Raw genomic sequence first — 20,685 nt, 5'->3', positions numbered from 1 at the left:
CGATGAGCAACGTTGAAACCATTAAGGTGGTCCCGGCGCGTTATCCGCTGCGGACCGTCGGCGCCGTGGTGGCCCTGTTTATCCTGGCCGTTGTGATCCAGTCCGTGGCCTTTAACCCGCGCTGGGAGTGGGCGGTGTTTGCCCGCTGGTTCTTTGACCCGGTGATCCTCGCAGGTGTCGGGCAGACCCTGCTGCTGACCCTGATCGGCACTGCGCTGAGCGTGGTGATTGGCGGCCTGCTGGCCCTGGCGAGACTCTCTTCCTCCTGGCTGTTAAGCAGCCTGGCGTGGGGATACATCTGGTTGTTCCGCTCGCTGCCGCTCATAGTCGTGCTGATCATCCTTTACAACTTCTCCTATCTCTACGACACGCTCTCGATCGGCGTACCGTTCACCCGCATCACCTGGGGCAGTTTTGAAACCATCAACGTGCTCGGGCAATTTTCTACCGCGGTGGTGGGGTTAACCCTCGTTCAGAGTGCCTATACCGCCGAGATCATTCGTGGCGGATTCCTCGGGGTCGATCACGGCCAGTATGAGGCTGCCGCCGCGCTCGGCCTGCCCGCATGGCGCCGCACGGTGCGGATCATTCTGCCCCAGGCGCTGCGTACCATATTGCCGTCGGGGTTCAATGAAATTATCAGTCTCGCCAAGGGTACGGCGATGGTGTATGTCCTGGCGATGCCGGAGCTGTTCTATACCATCCAGATGATCTACAACCGCACGCAGGAGGTGATCCCGCTGCTGATGGTCGGTGCCGCGTGGTACCTGGCGATCACCACCGTTCTGTCCGCTATCCAGTATGGTGTTGAGCGCGGGCTCGCCCGCAGCGAACGCCGCTCCGCCGTGAACCAGAACAGCGCCACCCGTCGTAGCCGCGCTGTCACCACCACGCCAGCACAGGAGCCCGTCCATGCAAGCCTCTCCTGAAGGACATATTTCAATTACCGGCGTCAGCAAATATTTTGGCCGCCATAAAGCGCTCGACAACGTCACGCTTGAGATCCCGCCGGGCTCCGTAACGGTGATCCTCGGGCCGTCCGGCTCGGGTAAATCGACGCTGCTACGCACCATTAACCACCTGGAGCGCGTCGACGAAGGCTTCATCCAGATCGACGGGGACTACATTGGCTACCGTCGTCAGGGTGACAGGCTTTACGAACTGAAAGAGAACGAGATCCTCAAGCAGCGCGTCAACGTGGGTTACGTGTTTCAGAACTTCAATCTCTTTCCGCATCTCACGGTGCTGGAAAATCTGATAGAGGCGCCCATCGCGCATAAAAAGCTCAGCAGGAAAGAGGCGGTGGAAAGGGCATATAGCCTGCTGGATGTGGTGGGGCTAAGAGATAAAGCGGACGCCTGGTCCCGCCATCTCTCCGGCGGCCAGCAGCAGCGCATTGCCATTGCCCGTGCGCTGGCGCTGCGTCCGCGCGTAATGCTGTTTGACGAGCCTACCTCGGCGCTGGATCCGGAGCTGGTGGGGGAAGTCCTGGACGTCATCAAAAAGCTGGCCCGCTCTGGCACCACGCTGGTGGTGGTCACGCATGAGATCGGCTTTGCCCGGGAAGTGGCGGATCAGGTGGTATTTATGGTCGACGGGAAAATTGTGGAGCAGGGCAACAGCGACGACGTTTTAAACCGTCCGTCGCACCCGCGAACGCGCCAGTTCCTCTCTAAAGTGCTGTAAGGAGCGCAGATGAAATATGAATGTCTGGTTGGGTTGTTCTTCACGACGGTGAGCCACGCCGGGATTGATGTGCAGGCCAACGAGCAGCCGCTGCCGGTGACGGTGGATCGGCAGGCGGTGGCGAAGATCCCCGCAAACTACAGGTTTGTTGAGCCGGGAACGCTTACGGTTGCCGTTTCCATGCTGAACTCTCCACCGCTGGCGCTGCTGGCCAGCGACAATCGCACGCGCATCGGCAGCGATCCGGATATCGCCCGCCTGCTGGCGGGTAGCCTGGGGCTCAAGCTGAAGCTGATACCGACGGCATGGGAAGACTGGCCGCTGGGGATCGCCTCCGGACGCTACGACGTGGCGCTGGTGAACATTGCGGTGACCGAACAGCGTAAAGAGAAGTTTGATTTTGCGACCTACCGCGTCGATTCGCTGGCGTTCTCGGTGAAATCCACCAGCGAGATTCAGTCGATCAAAAGCCCGGAAGATCTGGCCGGGAAAAAGGTGATTGTTGGCTCGGGCACCAATCAGGAGCGCATCCTGCTGGGCTGGAACGAGGAGAACAAAAAGGCGGGACGCGAACCTGCGCTGCCGGTCTATCTCCACGACGATGCCTCGGGCAATCTCTATATTCAGTCTGGCCGGGCGGATGTGTTCTTTGGTCCGCAGTCGGTTTCGTCCTGGAAAGCGGCGCTCACCGGAAAAACGCGCGTCGTGGGGTTAGGCCCAAAGAAAGCCTTTGTCGCCACGACCACGAAAAAGGGGAATGGGCTGGTGTACGCCCTGCAGGCCGCGCTGGACGGGGCGATTGCGCGGGGAGAGTACCAGAAGGTGCTGGCGCGCTGGGGTGAACAGGGCGAAGCGGTCACGCAGTCGGAGGTCAACCCGCCTGGGATAACCTACTAATGGTGCTCTACACTTAGGGTTTTCATCCCTGAGGGGGCAACATGATGAAACTTTATGGCGTACCCGGCTGGGGCTCGACAATCAGTGAAGTGATGCTGACCCTGGCCGATATCCCTTATCAGTTTGTGAACGTGGACGGGTTTGACCAGCCTGGTCCGCAGCGTGAGTTGCTGCAAAAGCTCAATCCGCTGTGTCAGGTGCCCACGCTGGCGCTGGAAAATGGCGCCATCATGACCGAAACGGCGGCGATTGCCCTGATGGTACTCGACCGTTGTCCCGATCTTGCGCCGCCCGTGGGGCAGGCCGAACGCCAGCAGTTTCAGCGTTTGCTTATCTGGTTTGTGGCTAACGTCTATCCCACTTTTACGTTTGCAGATTATCCCGAACGCTGGGCGCCCGACGCACCGGAACAGTTGCAGAAAAACTGCATTGCGTACCGGAAATCCCTCTATTTATGGTTCGAAAGTCAGCTTAAAGCCGCGCCGTTTGCATTGGGAGAACGGCTGACGCTGCTGGATGTGTATATTGCCGTGGCGCGCACCTGGGGGCCTCGTCACGACTGGTTTGCTGCCAATACCCCGAAATTTACGGCGATCGCCGATACCGTCTGTCAGCTGCCAGAACTGCACAAGGTGTTAAAGGCAAATACAATTATCTGATAACGTGAAGCGCTCAACCACAACAGGAAACCTGCATATGCCACACGTAGATATTAAATACTTTCCCCGCGATCTCAACGACGAACAAAAAACCGCGCTGGCGGCCGATATTGCCGAAGTGATTACGCGCCATCTTAACAGTAAAGACCGTTCCATTTCGGTAGCGCTGAATGAAGTTCAGGAAGCAGACTGGAAAGCCCAGGTCTGGGATACCGAGATCGCCCCGAAGATGGATGACCTGATTAAGAAACCGGGTTATTCAATGTAATTTTTATGCCGGGTGGCCGCTTCGTCTTTCCCGGCTTTGTCTGCCTCTCAAGCCTTCTTTCCGCAAAAAACGATAAAAATAAGTTTAATCTTATCCGGTACACTTTACGTTCCTGACTGACATTTTATAAATCCTTAGGAAAGATCGACAACAGAATCAATTAAGGACAGCAACGTTAAAGGATAATTTTCTCATGACAAAATTACCCCGGTTTTCACCTGCCTTTTTCCATCCCCGATACTGGCTAAGCTGGACAGGCATCGCCGCGCTATGGCTCATTATGCTACTGCCTTATCCGCTGTTATTCAGAATTGGACATCGCCTCGGGCGGCTGGCTATGCGCCTTCTCCCTCGCCGCGTGGCGATTGCCCGCCGCAACCTAGAGCTGTGCTTTCCGCAGATGAAAGCAGAGGAGCGTGAAGCCTTGCTGCAGCGTAACTTTGAATCCGTGGGGATGGGGGTAATTGAAACCGGCATGGCGTGGTTCTGGCCCGAATGGCGGGTGCGTAAATGCTTTACCGTGCGCGGGTATGAGCATATGGAGCAGGCCAGGGCGCAAGGAAAGGGCGTGGTGCTGGTTGGCATGCATTTTCTCACCCTTGAACTGGGCGCGCGGATTTTTGGCATGCTCAACCCGGGGATTGGGGTTTATCGTCCGAATAATAATGCGTTGCTGGACTGGCTTCAGACGCGCGGGCGTCTGCGTTCTAATAAAACCATGCTGGACCGTCATGATTTAAAAGGCATGATCCGCGCCCTGAAGCAGAATGAGATTCTGTGGTACGCCCCGGATCACGACTATGGCAAGACTAACAGCGTGTTTGCACCCTTCTTTGCTGTCCCGGATGCCGCAACTACGGCAGGAAGCTATATGCTGGTAAAAAGCGCTCAGCCCGCCGTGATTCCGTTCGTGCCGCGTCGCAGGGCGGACGGAACCGGTTACGAACTGATTATTCTTGAGGATATCAGCGCGTCGTTGCAGGGTGCTGACAAAGAGACGGTTGCAACGCAGATGAACAGGGCTATCGAGCGAGCCGTGCTGATGGCACCGGAGCAGTATATGTGGCTCCACCGACGCTTCAAAACGCGCCCGGAAGGCCAGCCTGACAGGTATGCACGCCGCAAGAGCGTGGCATCGCGAGTGGATATTCTCCCCGCCGACGAGCTTACTGACCGCTCGGGCGTCCAGCACTAAGGGAGCATCCTGCCCTCACCATGCGGTGAGGGCCTGCGGTACGGCGCATAGTCCGCAGGCCACCAGGGCTGCTGTCGAGTATCTACAGTGGCGAGAGATAACAACATGACCGGAAAATTGCGGCCAGCTTTTTTACCGCGTCTTCTATTTCCCTTTCGGTGTAAGCGGCAAATCCCATTAAAAAACCGGTGGATACCGGGCTGCCTGCATATAAGCCGGTAAGTCCTAATATATCAATATCAGCGCGACGGGCCGCGGCGGCAATATCCTTCTCGGATAGCCCGTGCCTCAGGTGGCAAGGCATCTGCATGCCACCCGCTGGCGTTGTGTACACAACATAATCAGAAAGATACTCGTCCATCAGATTGGCCAGTTTGTCGCGACGAGCAACATAAACGTTCCTCATCTTGCGAATATAGGCACCAAAATGGCCCCCCTCCAAAAATTTAGCCAGCGTCAGTTGAGTTATTGATGCGGTATGGCCGTCCATTAATGTCCTGGCCATGGTAAAGGGCTCGGTCAGTTCTGAGGGGACGATGATGTACGCAATACGTAGCCCGGGGAACAGCGACTTGGTGAACGTGCCGATATAAATTGTCCGGTTGTAAGCATCCAGCCCCTGAAGGCAGGCCATAGGCTTTCCTTCATAGTGAAACTCACTGTCATAGTCATCCTCAATGATCCAGGCGGCGTGACGGTTTGCCCATTCAATGACGGCCAGTCGTCGGTCAAGAGAGAGCGTCACCCCAGTTGGATACTGATGAGAAGGGGTAAGGTAGATAGCTCTGGCAGGTTCGGTTAGCGAATTAAGTGCGTCAACGGATATGCCTTTTTCATCAAGAGGAACCGGGACAGGGTGCAGTCCGGCAGCCTTAAACGCTTTGTGTGCCCCTTGATAGGTGGGATCTTCTATGACAATACTCTCCCCGTTGTCCAGCAGCACGTGTGAACAGAGCGCTAGCGCCTGTTGAGAACTTGTCAGAACGATCACCTGTTCTGCACTCGCACGTGTCCCGCGCTCAAGATTGACATATTCCGCGATGGCCCGCCGTAAGCGCTCCATGCCCTGCGGTGGACTTTGCTCCAGTATTTTGTGCTGATATTCCTTCTGGACCTGCCGCTGAAGACGCTCCCAGGTTGGAAGGGGGAACAGGCGGGTTTCGGGGATACCGGGCGCCAGCGGACGTGGCGAAGAAAACTCGCGGATCCCGCCACTTTCATAGATGACCTTTCCACGGGCGCTAAGTTTTGCTTTTCGTGTTTCCGCGGTTGGCGGATGCTGTAGGGAACGTGGTTTTAAAAACCGGGCGCTGGAAGAGACGAAGCTCCCTCTGCCTGTTTGCCGCTCAATAAAACCTTCTGCATGCAGGCTGGAATAGGCTGCTTCAACCGTATCCCGCGAAACATTCAATGAGGTAGCCAGCGCACGTGAAGCAGGAAGCGCCTTACCGTGCGATAAGGTCCCTTCAAGTATCAATGTGCGTATCGCTCTCTGGATCCTTTCATGAAGCGGTAGTGAACCGTTTGCAGGGTCGGAAATCCATGCCTTAACCGTTTCAAGCTGCGCGTGCTTAAACATTATGTTGTCCACTTTTCCCTCTGTGTCCCTTGATTCTAAAGCAATAGTGTATGCAGCAGGATGAAAAATTGGTCTGCCTTTGTGTTGAGAATTGGTGGGGCAAAACGGGCCATTCAGCGAATACACTCTTCCTGAAACAAATACGGGATAAGCACAGAGGCATTATGAATAATACGAGCGTGACCATTGAAGCAGTTAAAGAACGTGATTTTGAAAGCTGGATGCCACTATGGAGAAAATATCAGGAATTTTACAACGTCGATCTGTCCGGGGCAGTGACTGAACGAACCTGGCAACGATTTTTCAGCTCCGTTGAGCCAGTATTCTGCGTAGTGGCACGATGCAATGGAGAGGTGGTGGGGTTTGCGCATTATCTTTTTCACCGTTCGACCTGGGCTGAGAGCGATTATTGCTACCTCGAAGATTTATATGTCAGCGATGCAGCAAGGGGCAAACACACGGGCAAACAGTTAATAGAATATGTGCAGAGAGAAGCAAGAAAACATCACGCCAGCCATCTTTACTGGCATACGCATGAAGCCAATTATCGCGCGCAACGATTGTACGACTGGATTGCGAAAAAAAGCGGGATGATTGAATATCGTATGCACGTAAGATAAATCCCTTCGCTGTCCGTGTGCCCCTTAAAAACTTTAAGGGGCATTAAACCAGACGTACTCTTATCATTTAGCCTGCAAAAGTATCTCCATCAACCCTGGAAAACGGGTATCCAGATCTTCTCTTCGCAAAGAAATCATGTTTTCTCGTCCCTGCGGACGCTGCCAGATGACGCCGCTGTCCCGCAATACGCGCCAGTGGTGGGTCATGGTGGATTTCACCACATCTTCCGGGCGCAGCGCGTTACAGCTGAGTTCGCCGCCGTCGGCAAGTCGGCGGATAATTGACAGCCGGAGCGGGTTGCCGAGAGCAAACAGCACATTTTCCAGCAGTATTTGTTCAGTTTCAGGGTGGTTTGGGATCATCGTTTTCCTGCGTATGGCGTCAGATTGAGCTATATCAACAATAGGTCAACCCGTAAAAAATAGTTCGATAATACTCGTACAATAGGACTATTATAGCAAACGAACGAATACACGACCATCCCAGTCGTCACAGACAAGTCAGAAAGACTTAAGGAAATAGTATGCCCCGACCCATCCCTCTCGAACGTTATCGCAACATCGGTATCTCCGCGCATATCGATGCCGGTAAAACAACCACCACTGAGCGCATCCTGTTTTATACCGGGATGAGCCATAAGCTGGGTGAAGTACACGATGGCGCGGCAACCACTGACTGGATGGCGCAGGAGCAAGAGCGCGGGATCACGATTACCTCCGCGGCGGTCAGCTGCTTCTGGCCAGGCATGGACAGAGGGTTTGAACCGCACCGGATCAACATCATCGACACCCCGGGGCACGTGGATTTCACCATTGAGGTCGAACGTTCCATGCGCGTGCTCGACGGCGCGGTCATGGTGTATGACTCCGTGGGTGGCGTGCAGCCACAGTCGGAAACCGTCTGGCGTCAGGCGAACAAATACAAAGTTCCTCGCATTGCGTTTGTTAACAAAATGGACCGTCCAGGGGCAGATTTCTTCCGCGTGGTGCGGATGATGCAGGAACGCCTGAAGGCCAACCCGGTGCCGATTGTGATTCCGGTTGGCGCGGAAGAGCACTTCACCGGCGTGGTGGATCTCATCAAGATGCGCACCATTTTGTGGGACGATGCCACTCAGGGCATGGTGTTTACCTATGCACCCGTGCCGGACGATCTCGTCAGTACTGCCCAGGAATGGCGGGAAAAAATGGTCTCTGCCGCGGCGGAAGCCAGCGATGAGCTGATGGATAAGTACCTCGAAACGGGGGATCTGACGGAAGCGGACATGATTAAAGGCCTGCGTATCCGCACCATTTCTGGCGAAATCCAGCCGATGCTGTGCGGCAGCGCGTTCAAAAACAAAGGCGTGCAGCGCATGCTTGATGCGGTGATTGAGCTGATGCCGTCCCCGCTGGACGTGCCGGCCATTGATGGCGTGGATGAAAAAGGGCAGCACGCGGAGCGTCATCCGAGCGATGAGGAACCGTTCTCCGCCCTGGCATTCAAGCTGATGAGCGACCCGTATGTCGGGCAACTGACCTTTATCCGCGTTTACTCTGGCGTGCTGCGTAAAGGTGATGCGGTCTATAACCCGGTGAAAGGAAAAAAAGAGCGCATCGGGCGTATTGTGCTGATGCACGCCAACGACCGTCACGAGGTGGATGAACTGCGCGCCGGGGACATCGCGGCCTGCGTTGGGCTGAAAGACGTGACCACGGGTGATACTCTCACCGACCCGAACGCCGTTATCACGCTTGAACGCATGGAGTTCCCGGATCCGGTTATCTCGCTGGCAATCGAGCCGAAAACCAAAGGCGATCAGGAGAAAATGGGGATCGCGCTGCAGCGTCTGGCAGCGGAAGATCCGTCGTTCCGTCTGCATACTGACGAAGAGTCCGGTCAGACCATTATTTCCGGAATGGGTGAGTTACACCTGGAGATTATCGTCGACCGTATGAAGCGTGAGTTTGGCGTCGAGGCGAACATTGGTCGTCCACAGGTGACCTACCGTGAAACCCTGCGTAAGGCGGTGAAGGATATCGAAGGTAAGTTTGTCCGTCAGTCCGGTGGTAAAGGGCAGTACGGCCATGTTGTCCTGAGCCTGGAGCCGACAGAACCTGGCAGTGGCTTTACGTTTGAGGATGCGACAAAGGGCGGCGTGGTGCCACGCGAGTATATCCCGTCCGTTGAGAAAGGGCTGCGGGAGGCCATGAACAGCGGTGTGCTGGCGGGCTATCCGGTTGTCGATGTTAAAGCGACGCTGACGTTTGGCTCGTACCACGATGTCGACTCGTCTGAGATGGCGTTCCGCATGGCGGCAATCCTTGGTTTCAAAGAGGGCGCTCGCAGGGCGGATCCGGTGATTCTTGAGCCGATCATGCACGTGGAGGTGGAAACACCGGAAGAGTACGCCGGTAACATCATGGGCGATCTCTCCTCCCGACGCGGCATGGTGCAGGGCATGGAAGAGCAGTACGGCAGCCAGATTATCCGCGCTGACGTGCCGCTGGCCGAGATGTTTGGCTACGCCACGACATTACGCTCGATGTCCCAGGGACGCGCGACGTATACGATGGAGTTCCATCATTTTGCGGAAGCACCGCGGAATGTTGCGGATGAGATTATTTCGAAGCGCGCGAAGTAGTACGTCAACCCTCTCTCTTATGGGGAGAGGGTTTTTCAATCCAGAGCCTTCACCATCTTCCCGCTCGTCACAAACGTCCCGGCCCCAAGATGATGCAGCGTATTCAGTTTATCCCCGTCAAACTGCCAGCGTCCGGCGACGAACGCACGCTCATCTGCTGCCGCCGAAACCACTTCGCCAAACAATGTGTCATATTTTTCCGCCGCGGAGGTAACGGGTAATAACCGGCACTCCATCCACGCCAGACATTTTTCTTCGATAACCGGCAGGCCGAGTTCAGGGCCGTTTACGACCGGAATGCCGTAGCAGTTGAATTTGTCCTCGTCGCGCCCGCTGACGCTGCCGACCGCGTAAGTCCAGTTGGCCGCCGCTACGCCGGGAATGACAATCCCAAACTTCCCGCTGCGCTCAATCAGCTCGCGCGACCAGGTACTTTTGTCCACCACGATAGCGATGCGCGGCGGTTCAAACTCCACGGGCATTGACCATGCGGCGGCCATCACGTTGCGTCTGTCGAGAGATTCGTCCCGACTGGTAATCAGTACGGTAGGACCGTGGTTCAGCAGGCGGCTGGCATGACGCAATTCAACAGGGCGAAAGTGGCTCATAGGATCTCCTCATCTACACGATGAGTATGGCGAAAAAGCACGTAAATCAAAATGAATGCGCAAAATTAGTTTATAAACAGAACATCACCCTCAAAGGAAACTGATGCATGTCCCCATTTCTGACTGGCTATTTCGCGCGTATCGGCTGGACGCAACCCACACGGGTAGATATCGATACCGTGCGCGCGCTGCATTTACACCACAACTGCGCCATTCCATTCGAAAATATTGATGTCGTCCTGCCGCGCGAAATTCATCTCGAAGATCAATGTCTGGAGGACAAACTGGTGACCGCGCGCCGTGGGGGATATTGCTTTGAGCAAAACGGCCTTTTTGAGCGAGTCTTGCGTGACGTCGGGTTTACGGTGCGCAGCGTGCTCGGGCGCGTGGTCCTGGCGAATCCGTCGCAGATGCCGCCGCGTACGCACCGCCTGCTGCTGGTCGAGCTTAACGGTGAACGCTGGATTGCTGACGTTGGGTTTGGCGGCCAGACGCTGACGGCGCCGATTCGTCTGCTGGCTAACGAAGAACAGGAAACGCCGCACGGGCAGTATCGTCTGCTGAGCGAGGGGAACGACTGGGTGCTGCAGTTCCGCCATCATGAACACTGGCAGTCGATGTATCACTTTGACCTGACGACGCAATATTTCAGTGATTATGTTATGGGGAACTTCTGGTCGGCGCACTGGCCGCAATCGCATTTCCGCCATCATCTGTTGATGTGCCGCCATCTGCCGGACGGCGGTAAGCTGACGCTGACCAACTTCAACTTCACCCACTGGCAGAATGGCCATGTGGAGGAGCAGATCCATTTGCCGGATGCAGAGGCGCTGTATCAGCTGATGCAGTCGCGGTTTGGTCTTGGGGTTGACGATCCGAAGCACGGCTTTACACTAGCAGAATTGACGGCGGTGATGGCGGGGTTTGATACGCATCCGCAGGCAGGAAAATAGCCCGGTGGCGGCTACGCCTTACCGGGCCTACATGGGTTCGAACGTAGGTCGGGTGAGGCGCAGCCGCCACCCGACAACATAAAAGGCATACTGATATGGAAATCTTGATTCGGAATAAATTTAGTTCTGTGGGAATGTTGCTCGGTGTTATTGCGCTGCTTCTCTCCTTAGCTCAGTTTACCCTCGGTCCGTTTTCTTCAAAGTCGACAGCACTTGAAGTTGTTGTGGCTGAAAAGGTTTCGGCAGTAAAAAAAGGAATAATGGCTGGTTTAAAAGGAGAGCAGCCGATCGTTGAGACGAAAAAGAAACCAGTAGATATCGACCGGTTACTGATCGCCAGCGGAATAGTGTTGTCTGTCGTGTCGCTTGGACTTGCTTTCATTAGTGGCCTGCGTAAAGAGAACAAATGGACCGTGAGTGGGGCACTCTTTTTTTCCGGGGCCACGATCGCTTTTCATGCGGCGTTACTGGCTTTTGGTCTCATCATTGCGGTTTTAGTTCTGATGTTAGTTGTTTCAATCATAAGCGGAAGCACTCCGTTCTGACCTTATAGCCCGGTGGCGGCTACGCCTTACCGGGCCTGCAAGGGCTCGAACGTAGGGCGGGTAAGGCGTAGCCGCCACCCGACACACTCAGCGGCGCGATCTCACCACCTGATACCGCCGGGTAAAATACTCAAACGGCGCGCTCCAGACGTGGACCAGGCGGGTGAACGGGAAGATAAGGAAGATCGTCATCCCCAGCACCAGATGTACGCGGAAGATCGGTGCCACGCCGCTTAACATCTCCGACGAGCCGCCCTTAAACGTCACGATCCCCTGTGCCCAGCCGACCAGCTTCATCATCTCGCTTCCGTCCGGATACTGAGCGGAGAACGGAATGGTCGACAGCCCAAGAATGCACTGGATCAGCAGGATACTCATGATGATGATATCCGGCGTGGTGGACGTTGCACGCACGCGCTGGTTGAACAGGCGGCGGATCAGCAGCATTGACCCACCGATGAGTGTCAGCACGCCGCAAATCCCGCCCGCAATCATAGCCAACTGCTGTTTAACCGCGACGGGCAAAAACCAGGCATACATCCAGTGCGGGGTTAACATGCCGAACAGGTGGCCGAAGAAAATCCCCAGGATCCCGATGTGAAACAGGTTAGAGGCCCAGTTCATACCGCGTTTGCTGAGCATCTGGCTCGACGAGGCGCGCCAGGTGTACTGCCCGTAGTCGTAACGCAACCAGCTGCCGAGGAAAAAAACGGTGGCGCAGATGTAGGGGTAAATGTCATAGAAAAACACGTTCAGGTAATGTGTCATTTTGGGCCTCCGGCACTGACGTCCACGTACTGCGGCGCGACGTCCTGGCTAAAGCGTCGTTGATAGTGCTGCATCGGCGAGCTGTCGCACGATGTGGCGTTGTCTTCGATAAACTTCACCTGTTCCTCTTCCCACACGGCATCCAACGCCTGGCGGGTATCGTCGCGTTTCTCACCTGACACCTGTTGAGTGACACTGTCACTTGAAAGGCGGCTTCCGGCCAGGGCGAGCAGGGCGTCAAACAGCTGATAATGCGCCACGCCACGCTGTTTCAGACGACCGCCAACCAGGGCGAGGATTGGCGCAACGTTCTGCAATCCCTCACGCGCTTCGTCGTCGGTTACGATGCTGAGATATTCCAGATAGAGCGGCAGGTAATCCGGCAGCTCACGGCAATCCAGCACCAGGCCCGCTTTTTCATACTGACTCATCAGGTCAACCATCGCCTGGCCGCGATCGCGGGATTCGGCGTGAACGTGCTCGAACAGCAGTAGCGAGGTGGCGCGCCCGCGTTCGAACACTTCACACCACTCGGCCTGTTTATCCAGTAGAGGGGCGCTCAGGTGCTGTTGGGCAAACGGCAGCAGCATGGGCGCGTCCTGCGCAATCAGCGAGAGCGCTTCATCACGGTTCTCCCATAACGTGTCATCGGGATACTCAATCAGCAGCGCGACGATCTTGAGGATCTGCATTATTCTCCCTCCCCATGTTCGCGCACCTCGGTAATGTTGATGGCATCGATGCGGCTGCTGTTGAAGAGGTTGAATTTGGTGTCGGAGCCGTGGCAACCGTCACCAAAGGTGAAGCCGCAGCCGTTTTTCTCCGGGAACGCGTCGCGCGCCATTTCACGGTGGCTGGTGGGGATCACGAAGCGATCTTCGTAATTCGCAATAGCCAGATAGCGGTACATCTCCTCAACCTGCGCTTCGGTCAGGCCGACTTCTTCGATGGCGCGAGTATCGGTCACGCCTTCCACGGTCTGGGAGCGTTTGTAGTGGCGCATCGCCATCATACGTTTCAGAGCACGCAGCACCGGGCCTGGGTCACCTGCGCTAAGCATATTTGCCAGATACTGCACCGGGATGCGCAGGCTTTCGACAGCAGGCAGTACGCCATCACTCTGCGGCAGGCCGCCGGCATCCGCGTAGGACTGAATCGGTGACAGCGGTGGCACGTACCAGACCATCGGCAGGGTGCGGTATTCCGGGTGCAGCGGCAGAGCCAGCTTCCAGTCCATCGCCATTTTATAAACAGGCGATTTTTGCGCTGCCTCAATGACGTTCGCCGGAATGCCCTGTTTCAGCGCTTCTTCGATGACCGCCGGATCGTGCGGGTTCAAGAACACGTCGCACTGACGTTCGTACAGATCGGTTTCGTGCTCGGTGCTGGCCGCTTCTTCAATGCGGTCCGCGTCGTACAGCAGCACGCCGAGATAGCGAATACGCCCGACGCAGGTTTCTGAGCAAACGGTCGGCTGGCCGGACTCAATGCGCGGGTAGCAGAAGATGCATTTCTCGGATTTACCGCTCTTCCAGTTGAAGTAAATTTTCTTGTACGGGCAACCGCTGATGCACAAACGCCAGCCGCGGCACTTGTCCTGGTCAATCAGCACAATGCCGTCCTCTTCGCGCTTGTAGATGGCACCGCTCGGGCAGGTGGCGACGCAGCTTGGGTTCAGACAGTGCTCGCACAGGCGCGGCAGGTACATCATGAAGGTATTTTCAAACTGGCCGTACATCTCCTTCTGGATCTTCTGAAAGTTGCGGTCGCGGGCGCGCTTTTCGAACTCACCGCCCAGCAGCTCCTCCCAGTTAGGCCCCCAGACGATTTTATCCATCCGCTTGCCGTCAATCAGCGAGCGAGGGCGAGCGGTAGGGAGATGATCCCCCTCCGGGGCGCGATGCAGGTCCTGATAATCAAAGGTGAAGGGTTCATAGTAATCGTCAATTTGCGGCAGAACAGGGTTAGCGAAAATTTTCGACAGAACGCCCATTTTGCCGCCGAGACGCGGGGTCAGTTTGCCGTGGATCCCTCGGATCCAGCCGCCTTGCCACTCCTCCTGGTCTTCCCAGTTTTTTGGATAGCCAATGCCCGGCTTGGTTTCGACGTTGTTGAACCACGCATATTCCATGCCTTCACGCCCGGTCCAGACGTTCTTACAGGTGACCGAGCAGGTGTGGCAGCCGATGCATTTATCGAGATTCAGAACCATGCCAACCTGTGAGCGTATTTTCATTTTTTCGTCTCCTGTACCTGATCCCGACCTTCGCCATCCAGCCAGTTAATGTTTTTCATTTTGCGGATCATGATGAATTCGTCGCGGTTCGAGCCGACGGTGCCGTAATAGTTAAAGCTGTACGCCAGCTGCGCATAGCCGCCGATCATGTGCGTCGGTTTCGGGCAGACGCGGGTGACGGAGTTGTGGATCCCCCCGCGCCGGCCGGTCACTTCAGAGCCCGGAATGTTCAGAATGCGCTCCTGAGCGTGGTACATCATGGTCATGCCCGGCGGCACGCGCTGGCTGACTACCGCGCGGGCGGTGAGGGCGCCGTTAGCGTTAAAGGCTTCGATCCAGTCGTTGTCCTCAATGCCCAGCTCACGCGCGTCGGTTTCGCTTATCCAGACAATCGGCCCGCCGCGCGACAGGGTCTGCATCAGGAGGTTTTCGCTGTAGGTGGAGTGAATGCCCCATTTCTGATGCGGCGTCAGGAAGTTAAGCGCTTTTTCCGGGAAGCCGTTCGGCGGGATCTCGCGCATATGGCTCACGCTACGGGTATCAATCGGCGGACGGTAGGCCACCAGACTCTCCCCGAAAGCACGCATCCACGGGTGATCCTGATACAACTGCTGACGACCGGAAAGGGTGCGCCAGGGGATTAGCTCATGAACGTTGGTATAACCCGCGTTATAGGAGACGTGCTCGCTCTCAAGACCGGACCAGGTTGGGCTGGAGATGATTTTGCGCGGCTGCGCCTGGATATCACGGAAGCGAATTTTCTCGTCTTCTTTGTTCAGCGCCAGATGCGTGTGGTCACGTCCGGTCAACTCCCCAAGCGCTTGCCAGGCCTTAACCGCCACCTGACCGTTGGTTTCCGGCGCGAGGGCGAGGATCACCTCTGAAGCGTCAATGGCGGTTTCAATCCGCGGACGACCTTTTGCCGGGCCGTCGGGCTTGACGTAATTGAGCTTGCCGAGGAAATCGACCTCGTTCTGGGTATTCCACGATATGCCTTTTCCGCCGTTACCGAGCTTGTCCATCAGGGGGCCAAGAGACGTAAAGCGCTCGTAAGTTTCCGGGTAGTTTCGCTCAACGACCGCAATGTTTGGCGCGGTTTTGCCGGGGATCAAATCGCATTCACCTTTGCGCCAGTCCTGGATATCAAACGGCTGAGAGAGTTCCGCCGGAGAGTCGTGCTGCAACGGTTGCAGAACCACGTCGGTTTCGGTGCCCAGGTGACCGACGCACACCTCGGAGAAGACCCTGGCGATGCCTTTGTAGATCTCCCAGTCGCTGCGCGATTCCCACGCCGGATCGACGGCGGCGGAGAGCGGGTGAATAAACGGGTGCATGTCCGAGGTATTCATGTCGTCTTTTTCGTACCAGGTGGCAGTCGGCAGGACGATATCGGAGAACAGACAGGTGCTGGACATGCGGAAGTCGAGCGTCACCAGCAGATCGAGCTTGCCCTCGATGGCAGCGGTTTGCCATTCGACCTCTTCAGGCTTCACGTCGTCTGTGGAACCCAAATCTTCACCCTGAATGCCGCTCTCGGTGCCGAGCAGGTATTTCAGCATGTACTCGTGACCTTTCCCTGACGAGCCAAGCAGGTTAGAGCGCCAGACAAACAGGTTACGCGGGTGGCTCTTGCCGTTATCGGGTTGCTCGCAGGCGAAGCGAACGTCTCCCGATTTTAGCCCCTGAACGGTGTAGTCCTGCGGCGTCATGCCCGCCGCATCGGCACGTGCCTTAATGTGCAACGGGTTCAGGTTGAGCTGCGGCGCCGAGGGCAACCAGCCCATGCGCTCGGCGCGAACGTTGAAGTCGATCAGGTGCCCGGTGAATTGGGTGGCATCCGCCAGCGGGGAGAGGAGCTCCTGCGCAGTCAGCTTCTCATAGCGCCACTGGCTGGCGTGGTTGTAAAAGAATGACGTGCTGTTCATCTGACGTGGCGGGCGGTTCCAGTCCAGCGCAAAGGCCAGTGGCAGCCAGCCGGTTTGCGGACGCAGTTTCTCCTGGCCCACATAGTGCGACCAGCCGCCACCGCTCTGCCCGACGCAGCCGCAGAAGACCAGCATGTTGATCATCCCGCGGTAGTTCATGTCCATGTGGTACCAGTGATTCACCCCGGCACCGAGGATAATCATCGACCGCCCGTGCGTTTTGTGCGCCGTGTCGGCAAACTCGCGGGCGATTTTTTCAATCAGATACGCGGGTACGCCGGTGATCTGCTCTCCCCATGCGGGAGTGTATGCTTTGATCTGGTCATAGCTGTCTGCGGCGTTACTGTCCTGCAGACCACGATCGAGGCCGTAGTTCGCCAGCACCAGATCGTAAACGCTGACTACCCGTTTCTCGCGACCGTCGGCGAGCGTCAGGGTTTTGCTCGGTACGCGGCGCGTCAGCACCGGCTCCTGCTTCACGCTGCGAAAATGCGGGTTCTCATTACCGCCAAAGTAGGGGAAGGCGACATCTGCGACGCTATCGTGCGTAATCAGCAGGGAGAGGGTCAGCTCGCTTTCATGGCCTGCCGCCCGGGGCTCCAGGTTCCATTTGCCTTTTTCTCCCCAGCGGAAGCCGATGGAACCGTTTGGCACCACCAGGTTCCCGGCAATATCAAAGGCGACCGTTTTCCATTCAGGATTATTGGCTTCACCCAGCCCGTCGACAAGGTCTGAGGCTCGCAGCATCCGCCCCGGTACGACGCGACCATCGGCCTGTTCGTCCAGCAGGACCAGCATCGGCATGTCGGTGTAGCGGCGGCAGTAGTTGAGGAAGTAGTCGCTCGGGTTATCGAGGTGGAACTCTTTAAGGATCACATGGCCCATTGCCATGGCGAGGGCGCTGTCGGTGCCCTGTTTAGGCGCCAGCCACTGGTCGCTCAGCTTCGCGACTTCCGAGAAGTCCGGCGTAATGGCGACGGTTTTGGTGCCTTTGTAGCGCACCTCAGTGAAAAAGTGGGCGTCCGGGGTACGCGTCTGCGGCACGTTCGAGCCCCAGGCAATGATGTAGCTGGAGTTATACCAGTCTGCTGATTCCGGCACATCGGTCTGCTCACCCCAGGTCATTGGGGAGGCCGGAGGCAGATCGCAGTACCAGTCGTAAAAGCTCAGGCAGGTGCCGCCCAGCAGCGAGAGATAGCGGGTCCCGGCGGCGTAAGAGACCATCGACATCGCCGGGATAGGGGAAAAACCGGCGACGCGATCGGGGCCATAATTTTTGATGGTCCAGACGTTGGCGGCGGCAATCAGCTGGTTCAGCTCTTTCCAGTTTGAGCGGATAAAACCGCCTTTTCCGCGCGCTTTCCTGTAGCTCTGCGCTTTCTGCGGATCGTTCTGAATGGCATCCCAGGCCAGCACCGGATCGGTATGCTGCGCCAGCGCTTCTCGCCAGAGTTCAATTAACCTGCGGCGCACCAGCGGGTATTTGAGACGGTTGGCGCTGTAGAGATACCAGGAATAGCTTGCGCCACGCGGGCAGCCGCGCGGTTCGTGGTTGGGCAGGTCAGGGCGGGTGCGTGGATAGTCGGTTTGCTGGGTTTCCCAGGTCACCAGGCCATTTTTGACATAAATCTTCCAGCTACAGGAGCCGGTACAGTTCACGCCGTGGGTGGAGCGCACAATCTTGTCGAACTGCCAGCGCTGACGATAGCTGTCCTCCCAGTCGCGGTTGGTGTGATACACCTGCCCGTGCCCATCGGCGAAACTGTCGCCTTTTGTTTTGAAGTAACGAAAGCGGTCCAACAGTTTGCTCATGACATTTCTCCTGCTTCGATAGCATGGCCGGAGGGGGGTGCATCCCGCTCCGGCAAAGAGGTCGTTATTATTTTTATGACGATTTGCGGCCGTACACCAGCCAGGTGACAAGGACACAGACGATGTAAAACACGAGGAACACTTTCATGGCCCCGACCGGCGATCCGGTCATCGCCAGCGAGGTGCCAAACGCTTTGGGAATGAAGAAGCCGCCCACGGCGCCGATAGCAGAGATAAAGCCCAGCGCGGCCGCTGTTTCGGTCACCGCTTCATGCTGCGCCTGCTCGTCCGTGCCGCCCTGCTTTTTGACGCGGTCGAGGGTAATTTGGCGGAAAATAATCGCAATCATCTGGAAGGTGGAACCGCTGCCCAGCCCGGCAGTGAGGAACAGCCCCATAAACACCAGATAGAAGGCGAAGAAACTGCCTGAACCGGAGCCCGGAAGCGTCAGGAAAATCAGGGCGCTAAAAATCGCCATAAAGACGAAGTTGATCAGCGTCACCCGCACGCCGCCCAGTTTGTCGGAGATCATCCCGCCCGCCGAGCGGGCCAGCGCGCCGATCAGGGGACCAAAGAAGGCAAGGTGCAGGATGTTCACGTCCGGAAACTGGGTTTTCGACAGCATGGCAAAGCCCGCCGAGAAACCGATAAACGAGCCGAAGGTCGCCAGATAGAGCAGGCTTAGCAGCCAGAGGTGAAAGCGTTTCAGGACCGGAAGCTGGCTGGCGATGGAGGCCTTTGAACTGGCAATATCGTTCATGCCAAAAAACGCCGCAATGGTTGCCAGCAGCAGGAGGGGGGCCCAGATCCAGGCCGCGTTTGCCAGCCACATCGTCGAGCCATCCTCCTGTGGCACGCCGTGCACCCCGAGGAAGGTGAACATCGGGAGGAAAATGACCAGCGGCGCAACCAGCTGCATCACGCTGACGCCCAGGTTGCCCAGCCCGCCGTTGATGCCCAGCGCGCTGCCCTGTCTGGATTTCGGGAAGAAAAAGCTGATGTTGCCCATGCTCGATGCGAAGTTAGCGCCAGCAAATCCGCAGAGCAGGGCGATGATGATAAAGATCCAGTACGGCGTCGCGGGGTTTTGAATGGCAATTCCCAGCCACACGCAGGGGATAATCAGGATGACGGTACTCAATACCGTCCAGTAACGCCCACCGAATATCGGTACCATAAACGAGTAGGGGACGCGCAATATCGCACCAGAGAGAGAAGGTAATGCTGTTAGCATAAAAAGCTGATCGGTGGTGAAATTAAATCCGACTTTATTCAGGTTGACGGCGATGGCGCTAAATAACATCCAGACGCAAAACGCTAATAGCAGGCAAGCCACAGAAATCCATAGATTTCTTCGTGCGATATGTTTTCCTTTATTCTCCCAGAATTGCGCGTTTTCAGGTTTCCAGTTACTCAACAGATGCGGATTATTCTTTTCACTTTGTTGCGACATAGCGCCCTCTTGCTTACCTTAATGGAAAGAAAAAAGAAGTAAAAACAAAAAGATGAGTGAGAATTTGATGTTGGATTTATTGGATGTTTTGGGATACATCTGAAAGGATAGATAAAAAAGAGCGCCCCTGAGGTGAGAATGGAAATTGCGGAGCGCTTAATATGTTACCAATTGTAAGTGTTGCGGGAATTAATACTCCGGAAGGAGTATTAAAACAATTCCAGCGTGATAAGTTTGTCGAGATGTTTATTTAGCGCCGCATCGTCCATTTCCGGCATATTTAATACGGTGATCCCATCCAGGCCGCAAACCAGCCCTATCAAACGCCAGGCAATATTTTCCGCCCGATCGGTGAGTGTGAATGCCCTTGCTTCCGCCCCGGCACGGATAATAACCACCGTCTCGTGATGCCACATCTCCATGGTCAGGACATAAGCCGCTTTGATCTCGGGATCCCGGCTGGCGAGAATTTGCGCTTCCCGCCACAGTCGGATATAAGGCTCAAACTTACCGTCGTCGCTGCCGAGCATGCTGTGCAACCGTTCCCGCCAGGTGGCACGTTCATCCGCTACGTCGGCATCTAATAGTTCGCGGATCAGGCGAACGAATGCCAGCGATTTCAACTCACCGCCGGAGGCAAAGTGGTGATGAACCTGCCCGGTAGCGACGCCCGCTTCAGTCGCAATGCGCCGCACCGTCATCGCCGCCAGCCCCTCGGCGAGCGCCACGCGCATGGCGGCCTGTAAGATTGCTTCCCGCCGTTCATCCTTGCTCAGATATCGCATGTTTACTCACTCTCAATGGGAATGAAACGAGTGTAACAAAAAGCTGGACACTCGTTCAACTTTACGTAGGAT

At 56.3% G+C, this 20,685-nt stretch carries 19 protein-coding genes; 10 read left to right on the top strand and 9 right to left on the bottom strand.

Features of this window, described 5'->3' with window-relative positions; genetic code table 11:
* The first annotated feature begins 2 nt into the window (after positions 1-2).
* The 6 genes from ACOTY9_RS02780 to ACOTY9_RS02755 all read left to right on the top strand — a co-directional run bounded on the left by ACOTY9_RS02780 (position 3) and on the right by ACOTY9_RS02755 (position 4,705).
* A complete protein-coding gene (locus ACOTY9_RS02780) occupies positions 3-929 on the top strand; it encodes an amino acid ABC transporter permease (protein ID WP_032636418.1) in 927 nt (308 codons plus the stop codon).
* Positions 913-1,686: an amino acid ABC transporter ATP-binding protein gene (locus ACOTY9_RS02775; protein ID WP_032636419.1), complete on the top strand. Its 774-nt coding sequence runs from the start codon at positions 913-915 to the stop codon at positions 1,684-1,686. Before ACOTY9_RS02780 ends, ACOTY9_RS02775 begins: the two co-directional genes overlap by 17 nt.
* A gap of 9 nt (positions 1,687-1,695) precedes the next feature.
* Positions 1,696-2,583: an ABC transporter substrate-binding protein gene (locus ACOTY9_RS02770; protein ID WP_032636421.1), complete on the top strand. Its 888-nt coding sequence runs from the start codon at positions 1,696-1,698 to the stop codon at positions 2,581-2,583.
* 41 nt (positions 2,584-2,624) lie between these two features.
* Complete coding sequence (locus tag ACOTY9_RS02765) at positions 2,625-3,242, top strand: glutathione S-transferase family protein (protein WP_014883933.1); 618 nt, start codon at positions 2,625-2,627, stop codon at positions 3,240-3,242.
* Positions 3,243-3,279: 37 nt separating this feature from the next.
* The gene (gene pptA / locus ACOTY9_RS02760; protein WP_014883932.1) at positions 3,280-3,510 is read left to right on the top strand and encodes a tautomerase PptA; all 231 of its coding nucleotides are present in this window, start codon (positions 3,280-3,282) and stop codon (positions 3,508-3,510) included.
* 193 nt (positions 3,511-3,703) lie between these two features.
* Positions 3,704-4,705, top strand: a complete 1,002-nt coding sequence (locus ACOTY9_RS02755) for a Kdo(2)-lipid IV(A) acyltransferase (RefSeq protein WP_180261715.1) — start codon at positions 3,704-3,706, stop codon at positions 4,703-4,705.
* Positions 4,706-4,787: 82 nt separating this feature from the next.
* Here ACOTY9_RS02755 and ACOTY9_RS02750 read toward each other — a convergent pair whose 3' ends face one another.
* The gene (locus ACOTY9_RS02750) at positions 4,788-6,284 is read right to left on the bottom strand and encodes a PLP-dependent aminotransferase family protein (protein ID WP_348565485.1); all 1,497 of its coding nucleotides are present in this window, start codon (positions 6,282-6,284) and stop codon (positions 4,788-4,790) included.
* A 164-nt stretch (positions 6,285-6,448) separates the two neighbouring features.
* Between ACOTY9_RS02750 and ACOTY9_RS02745 the strand changes: the two genes are divergently transcribed.
* Complete coding sequence (locus ACOTY9_RS02745) at positions 6,449-6,904, top strand: GNAT family N-acetyltransferase (RefSeq protein WP_045268230.1); 456 nt, start codon at positions 6,449-6,451, stop codon at positions 6,902-6,904.
* Between the two features lie 63 nt (positions 6,905-6,967).
* Here the strand turns inward: ACOTY9_RS02745 and ACOTY9_RS02740 are convergent, their stop codons facing one another.
* The gene (locus ACOTY9_RS02740) at positions 6,968-7,267 is read right to left on the bottom strand and encodes an ArsR/SmtB family transcription factor (RefSeq protein ID WP_045268191.1); all 300 of its coding nucleotides are present in this window, start codon (positions 7,265-7,267) and stop codon (positions 6,968-6,970) included.
* Positions 7,268-7,428: 161 nt separating this feature from the next.
* Between ACOTY9_RS02740 and fusA the strand changes: the two genes are divergently transcribed.
* Complete coding sequence (fusA, locus tag ACOTY9_RS02735) at positions 7,429-9,528, top strand: elongation factor G (protein ID WP_063666495.1); 2,100 nt, start codon at positions 7,429-7,431, stop codon at positions 9,526-9,528.
* 35 nt (positions 9,529-9,563) lie between these two features.
* On the opposite strand, the gene ACOTY9_RS02730 is transcribed toward fusA, so the two are convergent.
* Positions 9,564-10,136 (bottom strand): flavin reductase family protein, encoded by a 573-nt coding sequence (locus ACOTY9_RS02730; protein ID WP_023330480.1) that lies wholly within the window; start codon positions 10,134-10,136, stop codon positions 9,564-9,566.
* A gap of 107 nt (positions 10,137-10,243) precedes the next feature.
* Between ACOTY9_RS02730 and nhoA the strand changes: the two genes are divergently transcribed.
* Positions 10,244-11,089: an N-hydroxyarylamine O-acetyltransferase gene (gene nhoA / locus ACOTY9_RS02725; protein WP_045268189.1), complete on the top strand. Its 846-nt coding sequence runs from the start codon at positions 10,244-10,246 to the stop codon at positions 11,087-11,089.
* A 95-nt stretch (positions 11,090-11,184) separates the two neighbouring features.
* Positions 11,185-11,634 (top strand): hypothetical protein, encoded by a 450-nt coding sequence (locus ACOTY9_RS02720; RefSeq protein ID WP_032636427.1) that lies wholly within the window; start codon positions 11,185-11,187, stop codon positions 11,632-11,634.
* An 87-nt stretch (positions 11,635-11,721) separates the two neighbouring features.
* Here the strand turns inward: ACOTY9_RS02720 and narI are convergent, their stop codons facing one another.
* The 6 genes from narI to ACOTY9_RS02690 all read right to left on the bottom strand — a co-directional run bounded on the left by narI (position 11,722) and on the right by ACOTY9_RS02690 (position 20,613).
* Positions 11,722-12,402 (bottom strand): respiratory nitrate reductase subunit gamma, encoded by a 681-nt coding sequence (gene narI / locus ACOTY9_RS02715; RefSeq protein WP_014883923.1) that lies wholly within the window; start codon positions 12,400-12,402, stop codon positions 11,722-11,724.
* Positions 12,399-13,094 carry a nitrate reductase molybdenum cofactor assembly chaperone gene (gene narW / locus ACOTY9_RS02710; RefSeq protein WP_088126716.1) on the bottom strand — a complete coding sequence of 232 codons (696 nt, stop codon included), beginning with the start codon at positions 13,092-13,094 and terminating at the stop codon, positions 12,399-12,401. The genes narI and narW overlap by 4 nt, the downstream gene beginning before the upstream one ends.
* Positions 13,094-14,638, bottom strand: a complete 1,545-nt coding sequence (narH, locus tag ACOTY9_RS02705; RefSeq protein ID WP_014883921.1) for a nitrate reductase subunit beta — start codon at positions 14,636-14,638, stop codon at positions 13,094-13,096. Before narH ends, narW begins: the two co-directional genes overlap by 1 nt.
* Positions 14,635-18,375, bottom strand: coding sequence for a nitrate reductase subunit alpha (locus tag ACOTY9_RS02700; protein ID WP_421637301.1), 3,741 nt, complete (start codon positions 18,373-18,375; stop codon positions 14,635-14,637). Before ACOTY9_RS02700 ends, narH begins: the two co-directional genes overlap by 4 nt.
* A gap of 73 nt (positions 18,376-18,448) precedes the next feature.
* Positions 18,449-19,828 carry a NarK family nitrate/nitrite MFS transporter gene (locus ACOTY9_RS02695; RefSeq protein WP_071922207.1) on the bottom strand — a complete coding sequence of 460 codons (1,380 nt, stop codon included), beginning with the start codon at positions 19,826-19,828 and terminating at the stop codon, positions 18,449-18,451.
* Between the two features lie 209 nt (positions 19,829-20,037).
* Positions 20,038-20,613, bottom strand: a complete 576-nt coding sequence (locus ACOTY9_RS02690; protein ID WP_014883918.1) for a TetR family transcriptional regulator — start codon at positions 20,611-20,613, stop codon at positions 20,038-20,040.
* Positions 20,614-20,685: the final 72 nt, after the last annotated feature.

This window comes from Enterobacter cloacae complex sp. SHL012, assembly GCF_049237505.1.
Classification (GTDB): Bacteria; Pseudomonadota; Gammaproteobacteria; order Enterobacterales; family Enterobacteriaceae; genus Enterobacter; species Enterobacter kobei.
This window is presented reverse-complemented; position numbering and strand designations above follow the sequence as displayed.

Coding starts and splice junctions, on each gene's coding strand:
- ACOTY9_RS02755 (WP_180261715.1), top strand. CDS start 3,704: ATGACAAAATTACCCCGGTTTTCACCTGCCTTTTTCCATCCCCGATAC.
- ACOTY9_RS02780 (WP_032636418.1), top strand. CDS start 3: ATGAGCAACGTTGAAACCATTAAGGTGGTCCCGGCGCGTTATCCGCTG.
- ACOTY9_RS02700 (WP_421637301.1), bottom strand. CDS start 18,375: ATGAGCAAACTGTTGGACCGCTTTCGTTACTTCAAAACAAAAGGCGAC.
- ACOTY9_RS02770 (WP_032636421.1), top strand. CDS start 1,696: ATGAAATATGAATGTCTGGTTGGGTTGTTCTTCACGACGGTGAGCCAC.
- ACOTY9_RS02690 (WP_014883918.1), bottom strand. CDS start 20,613: ATGCGATATCTGAGCAAGGATGAACGGCGGGAAGCAATCTTACAGGCC.
- ACOTY9_RS02765 (WP_014883933.1), top strand. CDS start 2,625: ATGATGAAACTTTATGGCGTACCCGGCTGGGGCTCGACAATCAGTGAA.
- ACOTY9_RS02740 (WP_045268191.1), bottom strand. CDS start 7,267: ATGATCCCAAACCACCCTGAAACTGAACAAATACTGCTGGAAAATGTG.
- ACOTY9_RS02730 (WP_023330480.1), bottom strand. CDS start 10,136: ATGAGCCACTTTCGCCCTGTTGAATTGCGTCATGCCAGCCGCCTGCTG.
- fusA (WP_063666495.1), top strand. CDS start 7,429: ATGCCCCGACCCATCCCTCTCGAACGTTATCGCAACATCGGTATCTCC.
- narI (WP_014883923.1), bottom strand. CDS start 12,402: ATGACACATTACCTGAACGTGTTTTTCTATGACATTTACCCCTACATC.
- ACOTY9_RS02695 (WP_071922207.1), bottom strand. CDS start 19,828: ATGTCGCAACAAAGTGAAAAGAATAATCCGCATCTGTTGAGTAACTGG.
- nhoA (WP_045268189.1), top strand. CDS start 10,244: ATGTCCCCATTTCTGACTGGCTATTTCGCGCGTATCGGCTGGACGCAA.
- ACOTY9_RS02745 (WP_045268230.1), top strand. CDS start 6,449: ATGAATAATACGAGCGTGACCATTGAAGCAGTTAAAGAACGTGATTTT.
- ACOTY9_RS02775 (WP_032636419.1), top strand. CDS start 913: ATGCAAGCCTCTCCTGAAGGACATATTTCAATTACCGGCGTCAGCAAA.
- narW (WP_088126716.1), bottom strand. CDS start 13,094: ATGCAGATCCTCAAGATCGTCGCGCTGCTGATTGAGTATCCCGATGAC.
- pptA (WP_014883932.1), top strand. CDS start 3,280: ATGCCACACGTAGATATTAAATACTTTCCCCGCGATCTCAACGACGAA.
- narH (WP_014883921.1), bottom strand. CDS start 14,638: ATGAAAATACGCTCACAGGTTGGCATGGTTCTGAATCTCGATAAATGC.
- ACOTY9_RS02750 (WP_348565485.1), bottom strand. CDS start 6,284: ATGTTTAAGCACGCGCAGCTTGAAACGGTTAAGGCATGGATTTCCGAC.
- ACOTY9_RS02720 (WP_032636427.1), top strand. CDS start 11,185: ATGGAAATCTTGATTCGGAATAAATTTAGTTCTGTGGGAATGTTGCTC.